The organism is Pseudomonas sp. SJZ080, from assembly GCF_007828295.1.
Taxonomy (GTDB): Bacteria; Pseudomonadota; Gammaproteobacteria; order Pseudomonadales; family Pseudomonadaceae; genus Aquipseudomonas; species Aquipseudomonas migulae_A.
This window is the reverse complement of sequence record NZ_VIUK01000018.1, coordinates 55855-69289: the sequence shown is the minus strand read 5'-3', so window position 1 is coordinate 69289 and position 13435 is coordinate 55855. Positions and strand designations below refer to the sequence as shown.

General features: G+C 61.5%; 13 protein-coding genes. 12 read left to right on the top strand and 1 reads right to left on the bottom strand.

Annotated features, from left to right (window positions below; translation table 11 throughout):
- Positions 1-9 precede the first annotated feature (9 nt).
- The 6 genes from FBY04_RS21755 (at position 10) to FBY04_RS21730 (ending at position 5301) form a co-directional block, all read left to right on the top strand.
- Positions 10-873, top strand: coding sequence for a YicC/YloC family endoribonuclease (locus FBY04_RS21755; protein WP_084317763.1), 864 nt, complete (start codon positions 10-12; stop codon positions 871-873).
- A 12-nt stretch (positions 874-885) separates the two neighbouring features.
- Entirely contained in the window at positions 886-1506 is a 621-nt protein-coding gene (gene gmk, locus FBY04_RS21750) for a guanylate kinase (protein WP_017341488.1), read from the top strand.
- 168 nt (positions 1507-1674) lie between these two features.
- On the top strand, positions 1675-1938 hold the full coding sequence (rpoZ, locus tag FBY04_RS21745; RefSeq protein ID WP_003177259.1) for a DNA-directed RNA polymerase subunit omega: 264 nt from the start codon (positions 1675-1677) through the stop codon (positions 1936-1938).
- Positions 1939-1994: 56 nt separating this feature from the next.
- Positions 1995-4100, top strand: coding sequence for a bifunctional GTP diphosphokinase/guanosine-3',5'-bis pyrophosphate 3'-pyrophosphohydrolase (gene spoT, locus FBY04_RS21740; protein ID WP_084317762.1), 2106 nt, complete (start codon positions 1995-1997; stop codon positions 4098-4100).
- 25 nt (positions 4101-4125) lie between these two features.
- Positions 4126-4506, top strand: a complete 381-nt coding sequence (locus FBY04_RS21735; protein ID WP_003229509.1) for a RidA family protein — start codon at positions 4126-4128, stop codon at positions 4504-4506.
- A 54-nt stretch (positions 4507-4560) separates the two neighbouring features.
- Complete coding sequence (locus FBY04_RS21730; RefSeq protein WP_084317761.1) at positions 4561-5301, top strand: hypothetical protein; 741 nt, start codon at positions 4561-4563, stop codon at positions 5299-5301.
- A 127-nt stretch (positions 5302-5428) separates the two neighbouring features.
- Here FBY04_RS21730 and FBY04_RS21725 read toward each other — a convergent pair whose 3' ends face one another.
- Positions 5429-6286, bottom strand: coding sequence for an SDR family oxidoreductase (locus FBY04_RS21725; RefSeq protein ID WP_145316819.1), 858 nt, complete (start codon positions 6284-6286; stop codon positions 5429-5431).
- A 188-nt stretch (positions 6287-6474) separates the two neighbouring features.
- Between FBY04_RS21725 and exbB the strand changes: the two genes are divergently transcribed.
- From exbB to FBY04_RS21690, 6 genes are all read left to right on the top strand, one after another.
- The gene (gene exbB / locus FBY04_RS21720) at positions 6475-7428 is read left to right on the top strand and encodes a tonB-system energizer ExbB (RefSeq protein ID WP_145316817.1); all 954 of its coding nucleotides are present in this window, start codon (positions 6475-6477) and stop codon (positions 7426-7428) included.
- Positions 7429-7434: 6 nt separating this feature from the next.
- A complete protein-coding gene (exbD, locus tag FBY04_RS21715; RefSeq protein ID WP_084317759.1) occupies positions 7435-7863 on the top strand; it encodes a TonB system transport protein ExbD in 429 nt (142 codons plus the stop codon).
- Positions 7860-8606, top strand: coding sequence for an energy transducer TonB (locus tag FBY04_RS21710; RefSeq protein WP_145316815.1), 747 nt, complete (start codon positions 7860-7862; stop codon positions 8604-8606). The genes exbD and FBY04_RS21710 overlap by 4 nt, the downstream gene beginning before the upstream one ends.
- Positions 8607-8883: 277 nt before the next feature.
- Positions 8884-9813, top strand: a complete 930-nt coding sequence (locus FBY04_RS21700; protein ID WP_084317757.1) for a hydrogen peroxide-inducible genes activator — start codon at positions 8884-8886, stop codon at positions 9811-9813.
- 9 nt (positions 9814-9822) lie between these two features.
- Complete coding sequence (gene recG / locus FBY04_RS21695) at positions 9823-11898, top strand: ATP-dependent DNA helicase RecG (RefSeq protein ID WP_084317756.1); 2076 nt, start codon at positions 9823-9825, stop codon at positions 11896-11898.
- A 78-nt stretch (positions 11899-11976) separates the two neighbouring features.
- The gene (locus FBY04_RS21690) at positions 11977-13377 is read left to right on the top strand and encodes an aminoacyl-tRNA deacylase and HDOD domain-containing protein (RefSeq protein WP_145316810.1); all 1401 of its coding nucleotides are present in this window, start codon (positions 11977-11979) and stop codon (positions 13375-13377) included.
- Positions 13378-13435 lie beyond the last annotated feature (58 nt).

The window sequence follows — 13435 nt, the reverse complement described above, 5'->3', positions numbered from 1 at the left end:
GGTACCTCCATGGTGCACAGCATGACCGCCTTCGCCCGCGTCGAAAAAGCCGGCGCCCAAGGCACCCTGAGCTGGGAATTGCGCTCGGTCAACAGCCGCTACCTGGAACCGCACTTGCGCCTGCCCGAGTCGTTTCGCGACCTCGAAGGCGCGGTCCGCGAGGCACTGCGTCAGGGCATCTCCCGAGGCAAACTCGAGTGCACCCTGCGCTTCACCGAAGAAAACACCGACAAACCCCTGCAAGTGGATCGCGAGCGCGCCGCGCAACTGGTTGCAGCCGCCGAGACCATCGCCAGCCTGATCAAGAATCCGGCGGCGCTGAACCCGCTGGAAGTGTTGGCCTGGCCCGGCGTACTGGTCGGCGACGCCACCGACCCGCAAGCCTTGAATGCCGAAGCTCTGTCACTGTTCAACGAAGGCCTGAAAGAACTCAAGGCCGGTCGCGAGCGCGAAGGCGCGGAGCTGGCACGGTTGATCGATGATCGCCTGACCTCCATTGAAGAAGACGTGGTGACCCTGCGCGAACTGGTCCCGCAGATGCTTGCCACCCAGCGCCAGAAAGTCCTCGACCGCTTCGCCGACATGAAAGCCGAGATGGACCCGCAACGCCTGGAACAGGAAATGGTCATGCTCGCTCAGAAGAGCGACGTCGCCGAAGAACTGGATCGCCTGAGCACTCACATCATCGAAGTTCGCCGGGTGCTCAAGTCCGGTGGTGCTGCCGGTCGGCGCCTGGACTTCCTGATGCAGGAACTCAACCGCGAAGCCAACACACTGGGCTCCAAAGCCTTCGACCCGCGCAGCACACAGGCAGCGGTCAACCTCAAAGTGTTGATCGAGCAGATGCGCGAACAAGTGCAGAATATTGAGTAAGGCAAACCCGACATGACCCACAGCACCGGCACCCTGTACATCATTTCCGCCCCTTCGGGCGCGGGCAAGAGCAGCCTGGTCAAGGCCCTGACCGACACCAACCCGGAGATCCGCGTATCGATTTCCCACACCACCCGCGCCATGCGCCCGGGTGAAGTGGACGGCGTGAACTACCACTTCGTGAGCCGCGAAGCCTTTGTGAAGATGGGCGAACACGGCGATTTTCTGGAACGCGCCGAAGTATTCGGCAACTTCTACGGCACCTCGCAAAGCCATCTGCAGCAAACGCTGGACGAAGGTCACGACCTGATTCTGGAAATCGATTGGCAAGGCGCCGAACAAGTGCGAAAGCTGATGCCTCAGGCGCGCTCGATCTTCATTCTGCCGCCATCGCTGCAAGCCTTGCACCAGCGCCTGACCCACCGTGGCCAGGACAGCGACGAGATCATTGCTGGCCGGATGCGTGAAGCCGTCAACGAAATGAGCCACTATGTCGAGTACGACTACCTGATCATCAATGACGATTTCTCCCACGCACTGGATGACCTGAAGGCGATTTTCCGTGCCAATCAATTGCAACAGAAGCGCCAACAGGTGCGTTTCGGCATGTTGTTGGCTGAATTGCTGGGCTGAAACAGCTCTTCCCAAAACCGCTGCAAGGGCTTTACATTGGTACTTGCAGCGCGTTGAAGGGCCTGGTCAAAAAATCAGCGCTTCCCTAATCGCTGGTGATTTTTTAAACTGTTGAGTCCGCTCGCCCAACCGGGCAGCGCGCATATTGCATTCGCTCCGAGGAATACCATGGCCCGCGTAACCGTTGAAGATTGCCTAGAACACGTGGAAAACCGCTTTGAGCTGGTCATGCTCTCTACCAAGCGTGCCCGTCAACTGGCCACCGGCGGCAAAGAGCCCCTGGTTCAGTGGGAAAACGACAAGCCTACCGTCGTAGCGCTGCGTGAAATCGCTGAAGGCCTGATGAGCTACGAGTTCATCGCCAATGCTGAAATCGTCGAAGACGAACCGCTGTTCGCAGCGTTCGAGGACGAGTCCAACGAGGCCGTCTAAGCCATGCCTGGTCGACGTAGCACGGCGCGGGGTCACAGCGAACGGCAGGTTTCATCATGCCGAGCATAGACGCCCTCGCCGATCGCTTATCGACCTACCTCGGCAAGGACCAGGTCAATCTGGTCCGCCGAGCGTACTTCTACGCCGAACAAGCTCACGACGGCCAACGCCGCCGTAGCGGTGAGGCGTACGTCACGCATCCTCTTGCGGTGGCGAATATTCTTGCCGACATGCACATGGACCATCAGAGCTTGATGGCTGCGATGCTGCATGACGTGATCGAAGACACCGGTATCGCCAAGGAAGCGCTGCAAGCGCAGTTCGGCGAAACCGTGGCCGAACTGGTCGATGGCGTCAGCAAGCTGACCCAGATGAACTTCGAGACCAAAGCCGAAGCCCAGGCCGAAAACTTCCAGAAAATGGCCATGGCCATGGCGCGCGATATTCGCGTGATCCTGGTCAAGCTCGCCGACCGCCTGCACAACATGCGCACGCTGGAAGTCCTGTCTGGCGAAAAACGCCGACGGATCGCCAAGGAAACCCTGGAAATCTATGCGCCCATCGCCAACCGGCTGGGCATGCACGCCATCCGCATAGAATTCGAAGACCTCGGCTTCAAGGCGATGCACCCGATGCGCTCCGCGCGGATCAACCAGGCGGTCAAGCGCGCCCGGGGCAACCGCAAGGAAATCGTCAACAAGATCGAAGAGTCCCTCAGCCACTGCCTGGCCATCGACGGCATTCAGGGCGAGGTCAGCGGTCGTCAGAAACACCTCTACGGCATCTACAAGAAAATGCGCGGCAAGCGTCGGGCCTTCAACGAGATCATGGACGTCTACGCGTTCCGGATCATCGTCGACAAGGTCGATACCTGCTATCGCGTGCTGGGTGCTGTGCATAATTTGTACAAACCGTTGCCGGGTCGCTTCAAGGATTACATCGCGATCCCCAAGGCCAACGGCTATCAGTCGCTGCACACCACGCTGTTCGGCATGCACGGTGTTCCGATCGAAATCCAGATCCGCACCCGCGAAATGGAAGAGATGGCCAACAACGGCATCGCCGCCCATTGGCTGTACAAATCCAGCGGTGACGAGCAGCCCAAAGGCACTCACGCCCGCGCCCGCCAGTGGGTCAAAGGCGTACTGGAGATGCAGCAACGCGCCGGCAACTCGCTGGAATTCATCGAGAGCGTGAAGATCGACCTGTTCCCGGACGAGGTCTACGTGTTCACACCCAAAGGCCGGATCATGGAGCTGCCCAAAGGCTCCACGGCGGTCGATTTCGCTTACGCGGTGCACACCGACGTCGGCAACAGCTGCATTGCCTGTCGGATCAATCGTCGCCTCGCACCGCTGTCCGAACCGCTGCAAAGCGGCTCCACGGTCGAGATCGTCAGCGCACCCGGTGCGCGGCCAAACCCGGCGTGGCTCAATTTCGTGGTCACCGGCAAGGCGCGGACCCATATCCGCCATGCGCTGAAACTGCAACGCCGCTCCGAATCCATCAGCCTGGGCGAACGCCTGCTGAACAAAGTGCTGAATGGCTTCGACAGCTCGCTGGAAAAAGTCCCGGCCGAGCGCGTCAAGGCGATGCTCACCGAGTACCGCCTCGAACTGATCGAAGACCTGCTCGAAGACATCGGCCTGGGCAATCGCATGGCTTACGTGGTCGCCCGCCGCCTGCTCGGCGAAGGGGAACAATTGCCAAGCGCGGAAGGGCCGTTGGCGATTCGCGGCACCGAAGGCCTGGTCCTCAGTTACGCCAAATGCTGCACACCGATCCCGGGCGACCCGATTGTCGGTCATTTGTCCGCGGGTAAAGGCATGGTCGTGCACCTGGACAACTGCCGCAACATCAGCGAAATCCGCCACAACCCGGAAAAATGCATCCAGCTCTCGTGGGCCAAGGATGTCACCGGCGAATTCAACGTCGAGCTGCGCGTCGAGCTGGAACATCAGCGCGGCTTGATCGCTCTGTTGGCCAGCAGCGTCAACGCGGCCGACGGCAATATCGAAAAAATCAGCATGGACGAACGCGACGGTCGCATCAGCGTGGTCCAACTGGTGGTCAGCGTGCACGACCGCGTGCATCTGGCCCGCGTGATCAAGAAACTGCGCGCACTGACCGGGGTGATTCGCATCACCCGCATGCGTGCCTAAGCCAACCTATTACAAGGAGTCATTCATGACCAAGACTGTTATCACCAGCGACAAAGCCCCGGCCGCCATCGGTACATATTCCCAGGCGATCAAGGCGGGTAACACCGTTTATATGTCCGGTCAGATTCCTCTGGACCCAAAAACCATGGAACTGGTTGAAGGCTTCGAAGCCCAGACCGTTCAGGTGTTCGAAAACCTGAAAGCCGTGGCCGAAGCCGCTGGCGGTTCGTTCAAGGACATCGTCAAACTGAACATCTTCCTCACCGACCTGAGCCACTTCGCCAAGGTCAACGAGATCATGGGCAAGTACTTTGACCAACCCTACCCTGCCCGCGCCGCCATCGGCGTAGCCGCCCTGCCAAAGGGTTCGCAGGTTGAAATGGATGCCATTCTGGTCATCGAGTAATACGTCCGGCGCAGTCCCAGGGCTGCGCCGATTCTGTCTTGAAAGGATTCCACCATGCGCCAAGCGCTAGCCCTCTCGCTGGTCGCCCTACTCTTGGGCGGATGTGCCAGCAACCCTGCCGACCGTGACATCAGCGGCACCTGGATCAATCAGGTGGCGATCGACGCTGCGTCCAAAGGCGGCCCCCTGCGTGAAGCGCTCCAGGCTTATGGCCCGAACCTGGAATGGGACGTCAACACCAAGGCCGGCCAGGCCCGCTACACCAACGGTTTTGAAAATGTCGAAGGCAAGCTGTTGGGCGAAGCGTCCGGCGCCTGGAAAGTCGACTTTTATGGCAGTTCTGCCAGCGAGCTGAAGCGTGATGGCAAGCAATTGACCCAGGCTGCCAGCGAGAATGAGCCAGAGCAGGTCTTCGACCGGGCGCTGATTCCCGTGCCGGATGGCGCACCGATGGGCGCGAGCTTCGAACGCGCGCTGTATTCGGCCTACATGGGTGGCAGCTGGAAAGTCGTCAGCGGCCCCGGTGAAGGCAGCACCGTGCAATTCCAGGCCGACGGCCAGGTGACCGGCCTGCCGGGTGCGGATCGCTATGCACTGTGCCTGGCGGGCGATTGCGCGTCGATGAGCAGTGGTAACGACAACATGTGGCTGCAACAGAACGGCCAGGGCAACACCTGGATCTTTGCTCGCAAGGGCAAGGAAATGGAGATTCTGCAAGCCGTGAACACCGCGCAGGCGGACGAAATGCCATCGTTCACGCCGGGTGAACGCAAGTGGTTGCTCGAGAAGCAGTAACCAGCTCTTAAGGCCCACACACAACTGTAGGAGCCGGCTTGCTGGCGATGGCGGCGTATCAGCCAACAAAGATGTTGGATGTTATGGCCTCATCGCCAGCAAGCCGGCTCCTACAGTGTGATGAGTGTCAGCAGCGCCCTTCAAGAATGGCGGCGTAACCTTCACGATAACTTGGGTACCTTGGCGTCCAGCCCAGGGCCTTCGCCCGCGCGTTACAGCACTGTTTGCTACCCGTGCGTCGCACGCTCGCATCCTCGGCCCATTCAGTCACGCCCAGGTATTCACGCAACCAATCCACCACTTCGGCCAGCGGTGCAGGCGCGTCGTCGACGCCGATGTAAACGTCATCCAGCGCCACACCACGCCGATCGGCTTCAAGCAGATACGCCAACAACCCCGCCGCGTCATCCGCGTGAATGCGGTTGCCGTACAGTGGTGGATCAATCGCCACCCGGTATCCGCGACGAACCTGAGTCAGCAGCCATTCACGGCCCGGGCCATAAATGCCGGTCAAACGCACGATGCTCGCCGGGATGCCGCTATTGAGGGCGATCTGCTCGGCTTCGAGCATCAGTCGACCCGAATAGCCGGCAGCGATGGTCGGCGATGTTTCGTCGACCCACTCGCCTTCCTGCTGGCCATACACACTGCTGCTGGAAACGAACAGCAGGCGATTGGGCACCTGTCCGTAGTCGTCCAGCCACTCAAGCACATGCTGCAAGCCCTCGACATATGCAGCACGGTAACCGGCTTCATCGTGATCGGTGGCGGCCGCGCAATAGACCAGGTAATCCACCGCACCAACCGGCCAGGTTTCCGGGCAGTCTTTGTTGAACAAGTCGCCGGCAACACCGATCACTCCCTTGGGCAGGCGCGAGACGTCACGCCGCAAGCCATGGACCTCCCACCCTGCAGCCAGCAATTGTGTGGCCAGACGACTGCCGACATCACCGCAGCCGGCGATCAAAACAGAAGGCGCGGACATCGAAAAACTCCTATCGGAAAGCCACAGACTAGCGCCGACAATGGACGAGCGGCTAGTAATGCAGGAAAAAAAGATACTCTATTACTTTTGTTAACAAGAATTACTTGCAATAATGCCCACCACTTTTGTTCTCGGCCTTCGAGGCCTGGAAGAACATCTACCGTCTTTTTCTCTCAGGTCCGGCCAGCATGACACGCAATCATTTCCCCGCTTCGCCAACCAATCGACCTCGCGCCTGGGGCGCGGTTGCTGCCCTGTTGCTCAGCCTGATGCTGGCGCCAACCGCCGCTTTCGCTGACGCACAAGCACCCGCCACCCCTGCCGCCACCGCGCCCGCTCCAGCCGAGCAAGCCGCACCGGCTGCTACCGAACCTACCCTGGCAGTCGACACTACCAGTGAAGACACTCCGCAAGTCCTCGAAGCCGACAACTCCCTGGGCATGGCCCATGACCTGTCGCCGTGGGGCATGTACCAGAACGCCGACATCATCGTGAAAATCGTGATGATCGGCCTGGCCATCGCGTCGATCATCACCTGGACCATCTGGATCGCCAAGGGCTTCGAGCTGATGGGCGCCAAGCGTCGCCTGCGCAACGAAATCGTTCACCTGAAAAAAGCCACCACCCTCAAGGAAGCCAGCGCTTCTGCCGCCAAGGCCGGCACCCTCGCCAACCTGCTGGTTCATGACGCGCTGGAAGAAATGCGCCTGTCGACCAACAGCCGCGAGAAAGAAGGCATCAAGGAACGCGTAGCCTTCCGCCTCGAGCGCCTGGTTGCCGCCTGCGGTCGCAACATGAGCAGCGGCACCGGCGTACTCGCCACCATCGGCTCCACCGCGCCGTTCGTGGGTCTGTTCGGTACCGTGTGGGGCATCATGAACAGCTTCATCGGCATCGCCAAAACCCAGACCACCAACCTCGCCGTCGTTGCTCCCGGCATCGCCGAAGCCCTGCTGGCCACGGCGCTGGGCCTGGTGGCTGCAATTCCAGCCGTTGTGATCTACAACGTCTTCGCCCGCTCCATCGCCGGCTACAAGGCGCAAGTGTCCGACGCCTCTGCAGAAGTCCTGTTGCTGGTCAGCCGCGACCTCGACCACCAGCCTGAGCGCAGCTCGCAACCGCACATGGTGAAAGTGGGGTAATCGGCCATGGGCCTGCATTTGAAAGAAGGCGCAGACGACGATCTGGCCGAGAACCACGAAATCAACGTCACGCCGTTCATCGACGTGATGCTGGTGCTGTTGATCATCTTCATGGTGGCGGCGCCATTGGCCACCGTGGACATCAAGGTCGACCTGCCCGCCTCCAGCGCCAAACCGGCGCCACGGCCGGAGAAACCGGTGTTCCTCAGCGTCAAGGCTGACCAGCGCCTGTTCCTCGGCGAAGACGAAGTGAAGCCCGAAACACTCGGCGCCACTCTGGACGCCAAAACCCATGGCAAGAAAGACACGACGATCTTCTTCCAGGCCGATAAAGGCGTGGACTACGGCGACCTGATGAGCGTGATGGATAACCTGCGTTCCGCGGGCTACCTGAAGGTGGGTCTGGTAGGACTCGAGACGGCAGTCAAGAAATGATCACGACGCGCCATAAGCTGACGCGTTACAGCGGGAGCCTGGCCGTGGTGCTGGGCGTCCATGCGCTGGCCATTGCACTGGCAATGAACTGGACCGCGCAGCCACCCATCGAGCTGCCGCCGCAGGCGATGATGGTTGAGTTGGCGCCGGTTCCGGCCCCGCCACCGCCAGCCCCGCCGAAGGTGATAACGCCACCGCAGCCACCTGCGCCGGTGGAAGAACTGCCGATCCCGAAACTGGCTGAAGTGCCGAAGGCAGAAATCACCGTACCGAAGCCGGTCAAACCCAAGCCAAAGCCTCAACCGCCCAAGCCTGTGGAGAAAAAGCCGGAGCCGCCGAAGGAGAAACCGTCCGAGGAAAAACCGAGCGACGCGCAACCGACCCAGGCACCGACGGAGAAATCCGCACAACCGGCACCGGGCCCATCGCCCGCGCAGCAAGCGGCCAAGGCCAGCTGGCAAGGGGCCCTGCTTGCGCACTTGGCCAAGTACAAAAAGTACCCGGCCAGTGCTCAGGCGCGGGGCAAGGAAGGTTTGAACCGACTGCGCTTCGTGGTGGATGGCGAAGGCAACGTGTTGTCGTTCGAACTGGTGGGCCGCTCCGGCAACGCCGATCTGGACCGGGCGACCCTGGAAATGATCCGACGCGCCCAGCCGCTGCCCAAGCCCCCGGCCGACATGCTGAACAACGGTTCCATCGAAATTGTTGCACCGTTTGTTTATTCGCTGGAACGTCGCCGCTAATCCACCGCTGAACCATGGTGGGAGCGGGCTTGCTCGCGAAGGGGCCGTATCAGATGACATCAATGTTGGATGGCACACCGCTTTCGCGAGCAAGCCCGCTCCCACAGGAGATCTTCAGCGAGCGAAATACCTGCAAAAGGCACCCGAAAGGTGCCTTTCGCATATCCGCCAGCGGCAAACCGGCATTACCCGGTGTCACTCGACACACTCTCTCTGATAACGTGCGTCTATCGATTGCAGCCGGTATGCTTGGCCCGCAACTTCATGGACGCTCGCTATGACTCTTACAGAATTACGCTACATCGTTACCCTCGCCCAAGAGCAGCACTTCGGCCACGCGGCCGAGCGTTGCCACGTCAGCCAGCCGACCCTGTCGGTGGGCGTGAAAAAGCTTGAAGACGAACTCGGTGTGCTGATTTTCGAGCGCAGCAAGAGCGCCGTGCGCCTGACCCCGGTCGGCGAAGGCATCGTGGCCCAGGCACAAAAAGTCCTGGAACAGGCCCAAGGCATCCGCGAACTGGCCCAGGCCGGCAAGAACCAGCTGACCGCCCCGCTGAAAGTCGGCGCCATCTACACCGTCGGCCCGTACCTGTTTCCGCACCTGATTCCGCAACTGCATCGGGTCGCCCCGCAGATGCCGTTGTACATCGAAGAAAACTTCACCCACGTGCTGCGCGACAAACTGCGCAACGGCGAACTCGACGCGATCATCATCGCCCTGCCGTTCAACGAAGCCGACGTCCTGACCTTGCAGCTCTACGACGAGCCGTTCTACGTCCTGATGCCGGCCCAACACCCGTGGACACAAAAAGAATCCATCGACGCCGCCCTGCTCAACGACAAGAGCCTGCTGCTGCTCGGCGAGGGCCACTGCTTCCGTGATCAAGTGCTGGAAGCCTGCCCGACCCTGACCAAAGGCAACGACGGCGCCAAGCACACCACGGTGGAATCCAGCTCGCTGGAAACCATTCGCCACATGGTCGCCTCGGGGCTCGGGATTTCGATCCTGCCGCTCTCGGCAGTGGACAGCCATCATTACGCCCCCGGCGTGATCGAAGTACGCCCACTCACAGCACCGGTGCCGTTCCGCACTGTGGCCATCGCCTGGCGCGCGAGCTTCCCGCGTCCTAAGGCGATTGAAATTCTCGCTGACTCCATTCGCCTGTGCTCGGTGGCAAAACCGCCCGCGCCGGTGGTTGCGGCTTAAGCTGCTGTCATGACCGAGTTGTCGCAAGTGTCGGTCACGGCACTCAAGGGTGTCGGCGAGGCCATGGCCGAGAAACTGGCCAAGGTCGGCCTGGAAAATCTCCAGGACGTGCTGTTTCACCTGCCGTTGCGTTATCAGGACCGCACCCGCGTGGTCCCGATCGGTCATTTGCGCCCCGGGCAAGACGCCGTGATCGAAGGCACCGTCAGCGGCGCCGATGTGGTCATGGGTCGACGCCGCAGCCTGGTCGTGCGCTTGCAGGACGGCACTGGCGGGCTCAGCCTGCGCTTCTACCACTTCAGCAACGCCCAGAAAGAAGGCCTCAAACGCGGCACGCGAATTCGCTGCTACGGCGAAGCGCGGCCCGGTGCCTCGGGGCTGGAGATCTACCACCCGGAATACCGCGCCATCACCGGCGACGAGCCGCCGCCGGTGGATGAAACCCTGACGCCGGTGTACCCGCTCACCGAAGGCCTGACCCAACAACGTTTGCGCCAACTGTGCATGCAAACCCTGACGATGCTCGGCCCGACCAGCCTGCCCGACTGGCTGCCGACAGAGTTGGCGCGGGACTATCAACTGGCGCCGCTGGCCGATGCGATTCGTTACTTGCATCACCCGCCCGCCGATGCCGACGTCGACGAACTGGCCCTCGGTCATCACTGGGCGCAGCACCGTCTGGCCTTTGAAGAACTGCTGACCCATCAACTGTCGCAGCAACGCCTGCGCGAGAGCATGCGTTCACTGCGTGCGCCGGCGATGCCGAAAGCCACGACGCTTCCGGCCAAGTATCTGGCCAACCTCGGCTTCGCACCGACCGGCGCCCAACAACGCGTCGGCAACGAAATCGCCTACGACCTCAGTCAGCACGAACCGATGCTGCGGCTGATTCAGGGCGACGTCGGCGCGGGTAAAACCGTGGTCGCCGCCCTCGCCGCGCTTCAGGCACTGGAAGCGGGTTACCAAGTCGCGTTGATGGCGCCGACCGAGATTCTCGCCGAGCAGCACTTCATCACCTTCAAGCGCTGGCTCGAACCGCTGGGCATTGAAGTCGCGTGGCTGGCCGGCAAGCTCAAAGGCAAGAACCGCGTGGCTGCGCTCGAGCAGATCGCCAGTGGCACGCCGATGGTGGTCGGCACTCACGCGTTGTTCCAGGACGAAGTGCAGTTCAAGAACCTCGCGTTGGTCATCATCGACGAACAGCACCGTTTCGGCGTGCAGCAACGGCTGGCATTGCGGCAGAAAGGCGTCGGCGGGCGGATGTGCCCGCATCAGCTGATCATGACCGCCACGCCGATTCCTCGGACGCTGGCCATGAGCGCCTACGCCGACCTCGACACTTCGATCCTCGACGAACTGCCACCCGGCCGAACCCCGGTGAACACCGTATTGGTCACCGACACCCGGCGCGTCGAAGTCATCGAACGGGTGCGCGGCGCCTGTGCCGAAGGGCGCCAGGCCTATTGGGTGTGCACGCTGATCGAAGAGTCGGAAGAGCTGACCTGCCAGGCCGCCGAAACCACCTTTGAGGACCTCACCGCCGCCCTCGGTGAGTTGAAGGTCGGCTTGATTCACGGCCGCATGAAGCCTGTCGAGAAAGCCGCCGTGATGGCCGAATTCAAGGCCGGCAACCTGCAACTGCTGGTCGCCACCACCGTGATCGAAGTCGGCGTGGACGTCCCCAACGCCAGCCTGATGATCATCGAAAACCCCGAACGCCTCGGCCTCGCGCAGCTGCACCAATTGCGCGGCCGTGTCGGTCGAGGCAGCGCCGCCAGCCATTGCGTGCTGCTCTACCATCCACCGCTGTCGCAAATCGGCCGTCAGCGTTTGGGCATCATGCGCGAGACCAACGACGGCTTTGTCATCGCAGAAAAAGACCTCGAACTGCGCGGCCCCGGCGAAATGCTCGGCACACGGCAAACCGGTCTGCTGCAATTCAAGGTCGCCGACCTGATGCGCGACGCCGATCTTCTACCCGCCGTGCGCGACGCCGCCCAGGCATTGCTGGAGCGCTGGCCGGATCACGTCAGCCCGCTGCTCGACCGCTGGCTGCGCCATGGGCAGCAATACGGCCAAGTGTGAGCACCGTCGCAGTTTCTGGACGATGCTTTTGACCAAGCTGGTTATACTCCTGCAATTGTTTGAATACGGATACAGACCATGACTGAAGCTGCCCTCGTCCCCGAAACCCCGCACGCTCCGTCTGTTATTCGGTTGCTGCTCGCCAAACTGGGCATCACCTACGAAGAAGTCCTCGACCACCACGGCCTCAACGCCTCACGCAAAGTGCAGGCGGTATTGCTCGACGACGCCGTGGGCGCGCTGATGGTGCTGTTTCCGCAAAGCCAATTGCTCGACCTCAACCGCCTCACCGAACTGACTGGCCGCCGCCTCGCCGCCGTGTCGACCGAGCGCCTGGAAAAGATGCTCGGCAAACACAGCTTGAGCCTGCTGCCCGGCCTGCCAGCGCTGACAAGCTCGCCGTGCCTGTACGAAGAAAGCCTGCTGCGCGAACCAAAGTTGCTGATCAACTCGGGCGAGCCGGGCGTATTGCTGGAAATCACCAGCGAAGCCTTCAAGAGCATGCTGACCAAGGCCAGCGCCGCTGGCTTCGGCGAAAACCTGACCAGCATCCGCCCGAACCTCGACCGCCCCGACGATGACCGCGAGGAAATCACCCAAGCCGTTCAAGCGTTCACCGCGCGGCGCATCCAGCAACGCCTGGAATCGACCATCGAAATTCCGCCGCTGGCCGAAACCGCGCAGAAAATCATCAAACTGCGCGTCGACCCCAACGCCACCATCGACGACATCACCGGCGTCGTCGAAACAGACCCGGCCCTGGCCGCACAAGTCGTGAGCTGGGCAGCGTCGCCGTACTATGCCTCGCCGGGCAAGATTCGCTCCGTTGAAGACGCCATCGTGCGGGTGCTGGGTTTCGACCTGGTGATCAACCTCGCGCTGGGCCTGGCCCTGGGCAAAACCCTCAGCCTGCCCAAAGACCACCCGCAACACACCACGCCGTACTGGCAACAATCAATCTACACCGCCGCCGTCATCGAAGGCCTGACCCGCGCCATGCCGCGCGCCCAGCGCCCGGAAGCCGGCCTGACCTACCTCGCCGGCCTGCTGCACAACTTCGGCTACTTGCTACTGGCCCACGTGTTCCCGCCGCACTTCTCGCTGATCTGCCGCCACCTGGAGGTCAACCCGCACCTGTGCCACAGCTACGTCGAACAGCACCTGCTCGGCATAAGCCGCGAACAGATCGGCTCATGGCTGATGCGCTACTGGGACATGCCCGATGAGTTGGCCACCGCGCTGCGCTTCCAGCACGACCCGAACTATGACGGTGCTTACGCTGAATACCCGAACCTCGTGTGCCTGGCGGTGCGCCTGCTGCGCAGCCGCGGCATCGGCTCCGGCCCGGATGAAGACATCCCGGATGCCCTGCTGGAGCGCGTCGGCCTGACCCGCGACAAAGCCAACGACGTCGTCAGCAAAGTGCTTGAAGCGGAAGTGCTGCTGCGCGAACTCGCGTCGCAATTCACCCAGGCATAAAAAACCCGCTCCCACACTCGGTCAAATGTGGGAGCGGGCTTGCTCGCGAAGAATCCAC

Coding starts and splice junctions, on each gene's coding strand:
- FBY04_RS21755 (WP_084317763.1), top strand. CDS start 10: ATGGTGCACAGCATGACCGCCTTCGCCCGCGTCGAAAAAGCCGGCGCC.
- gmk (WP_017341488.1), top strand. CDS start 886: ATGACCCACAGCACCGGCACCCTGTACATCATTTCCGCCCCTTCGGGC.
- rpoZ (WP_003177259.1), top strand. CDS start 1,675: ATGGCCCGCGTAACCGTTGAAGATTGCCTAGAACACGTGGAAAACCGC.
- spoT (WP_084317762.1), top strand. CDS start 1,995: ATGCCGAGCATAGACGCCCTCGCCGATCGCTTATCGACCTACCTCGGC.
- FBY04_RS21735 (WP_003229509.1), top strand. CDS start 4,126: ATGACCAAGACTGTTATCACCAGCGACAAAGCCCCGGCCGCCATCGGT.
- FBY04_RS21730 (WP_084317761.1), top strand. CDS start 4,561: ATGCGCCAAGCGCTAGCCCTCTCGCTGGTCGCCCTACTCTTGGGCGGA.
- FBY04_RS21725 (WP_145316819.1), bottom strand. CDS start 6,286: ATGTCCGCGCCTTCTGTTTTGATCGCCGGCTGCGGTGATGTCGGCAGT.
- exbB (WP_145316817.1), top strand. CDS start 6,475: ATGACACGCAATCATTTCCCCGCTTCGCCAACCAATCGACCTCGCGCC.
- exbD (WP_084317759.1), top strand. CDS start 7,435: ATGGGCCTGCATTTGAAAGAAGGCGCAGACGACGATCTGGCCGAGAAC.
- FBY04_RS21710 (WP_145316815.1), top strand. CDS start 7,860: ATGATCACGACGCGCCATAAGCTGACGCGTTACAGCGGGAGCCTGGCC.
- FBY04_RS21700 (WP_084317757.1), top strand. CDS start 8,884: ATGACTCTTACAGAATTACGCTACATCGTTACCCTCGCCCAAGAGCAG.
- recG (WP_084317756.1), top strand. CDS start 9,823: ATGACCGAGTTGTCGCAAGTGTCGGTCACGGCACTCAAGGGTGTCGGC.
- FBY04_RS21690 (WP_145316810.1), top strand. CDS start 11,977: ATGACTGAAGCTGCCCTCGTCCCCGAAACCCCGCACGCTCCGTCTGTT.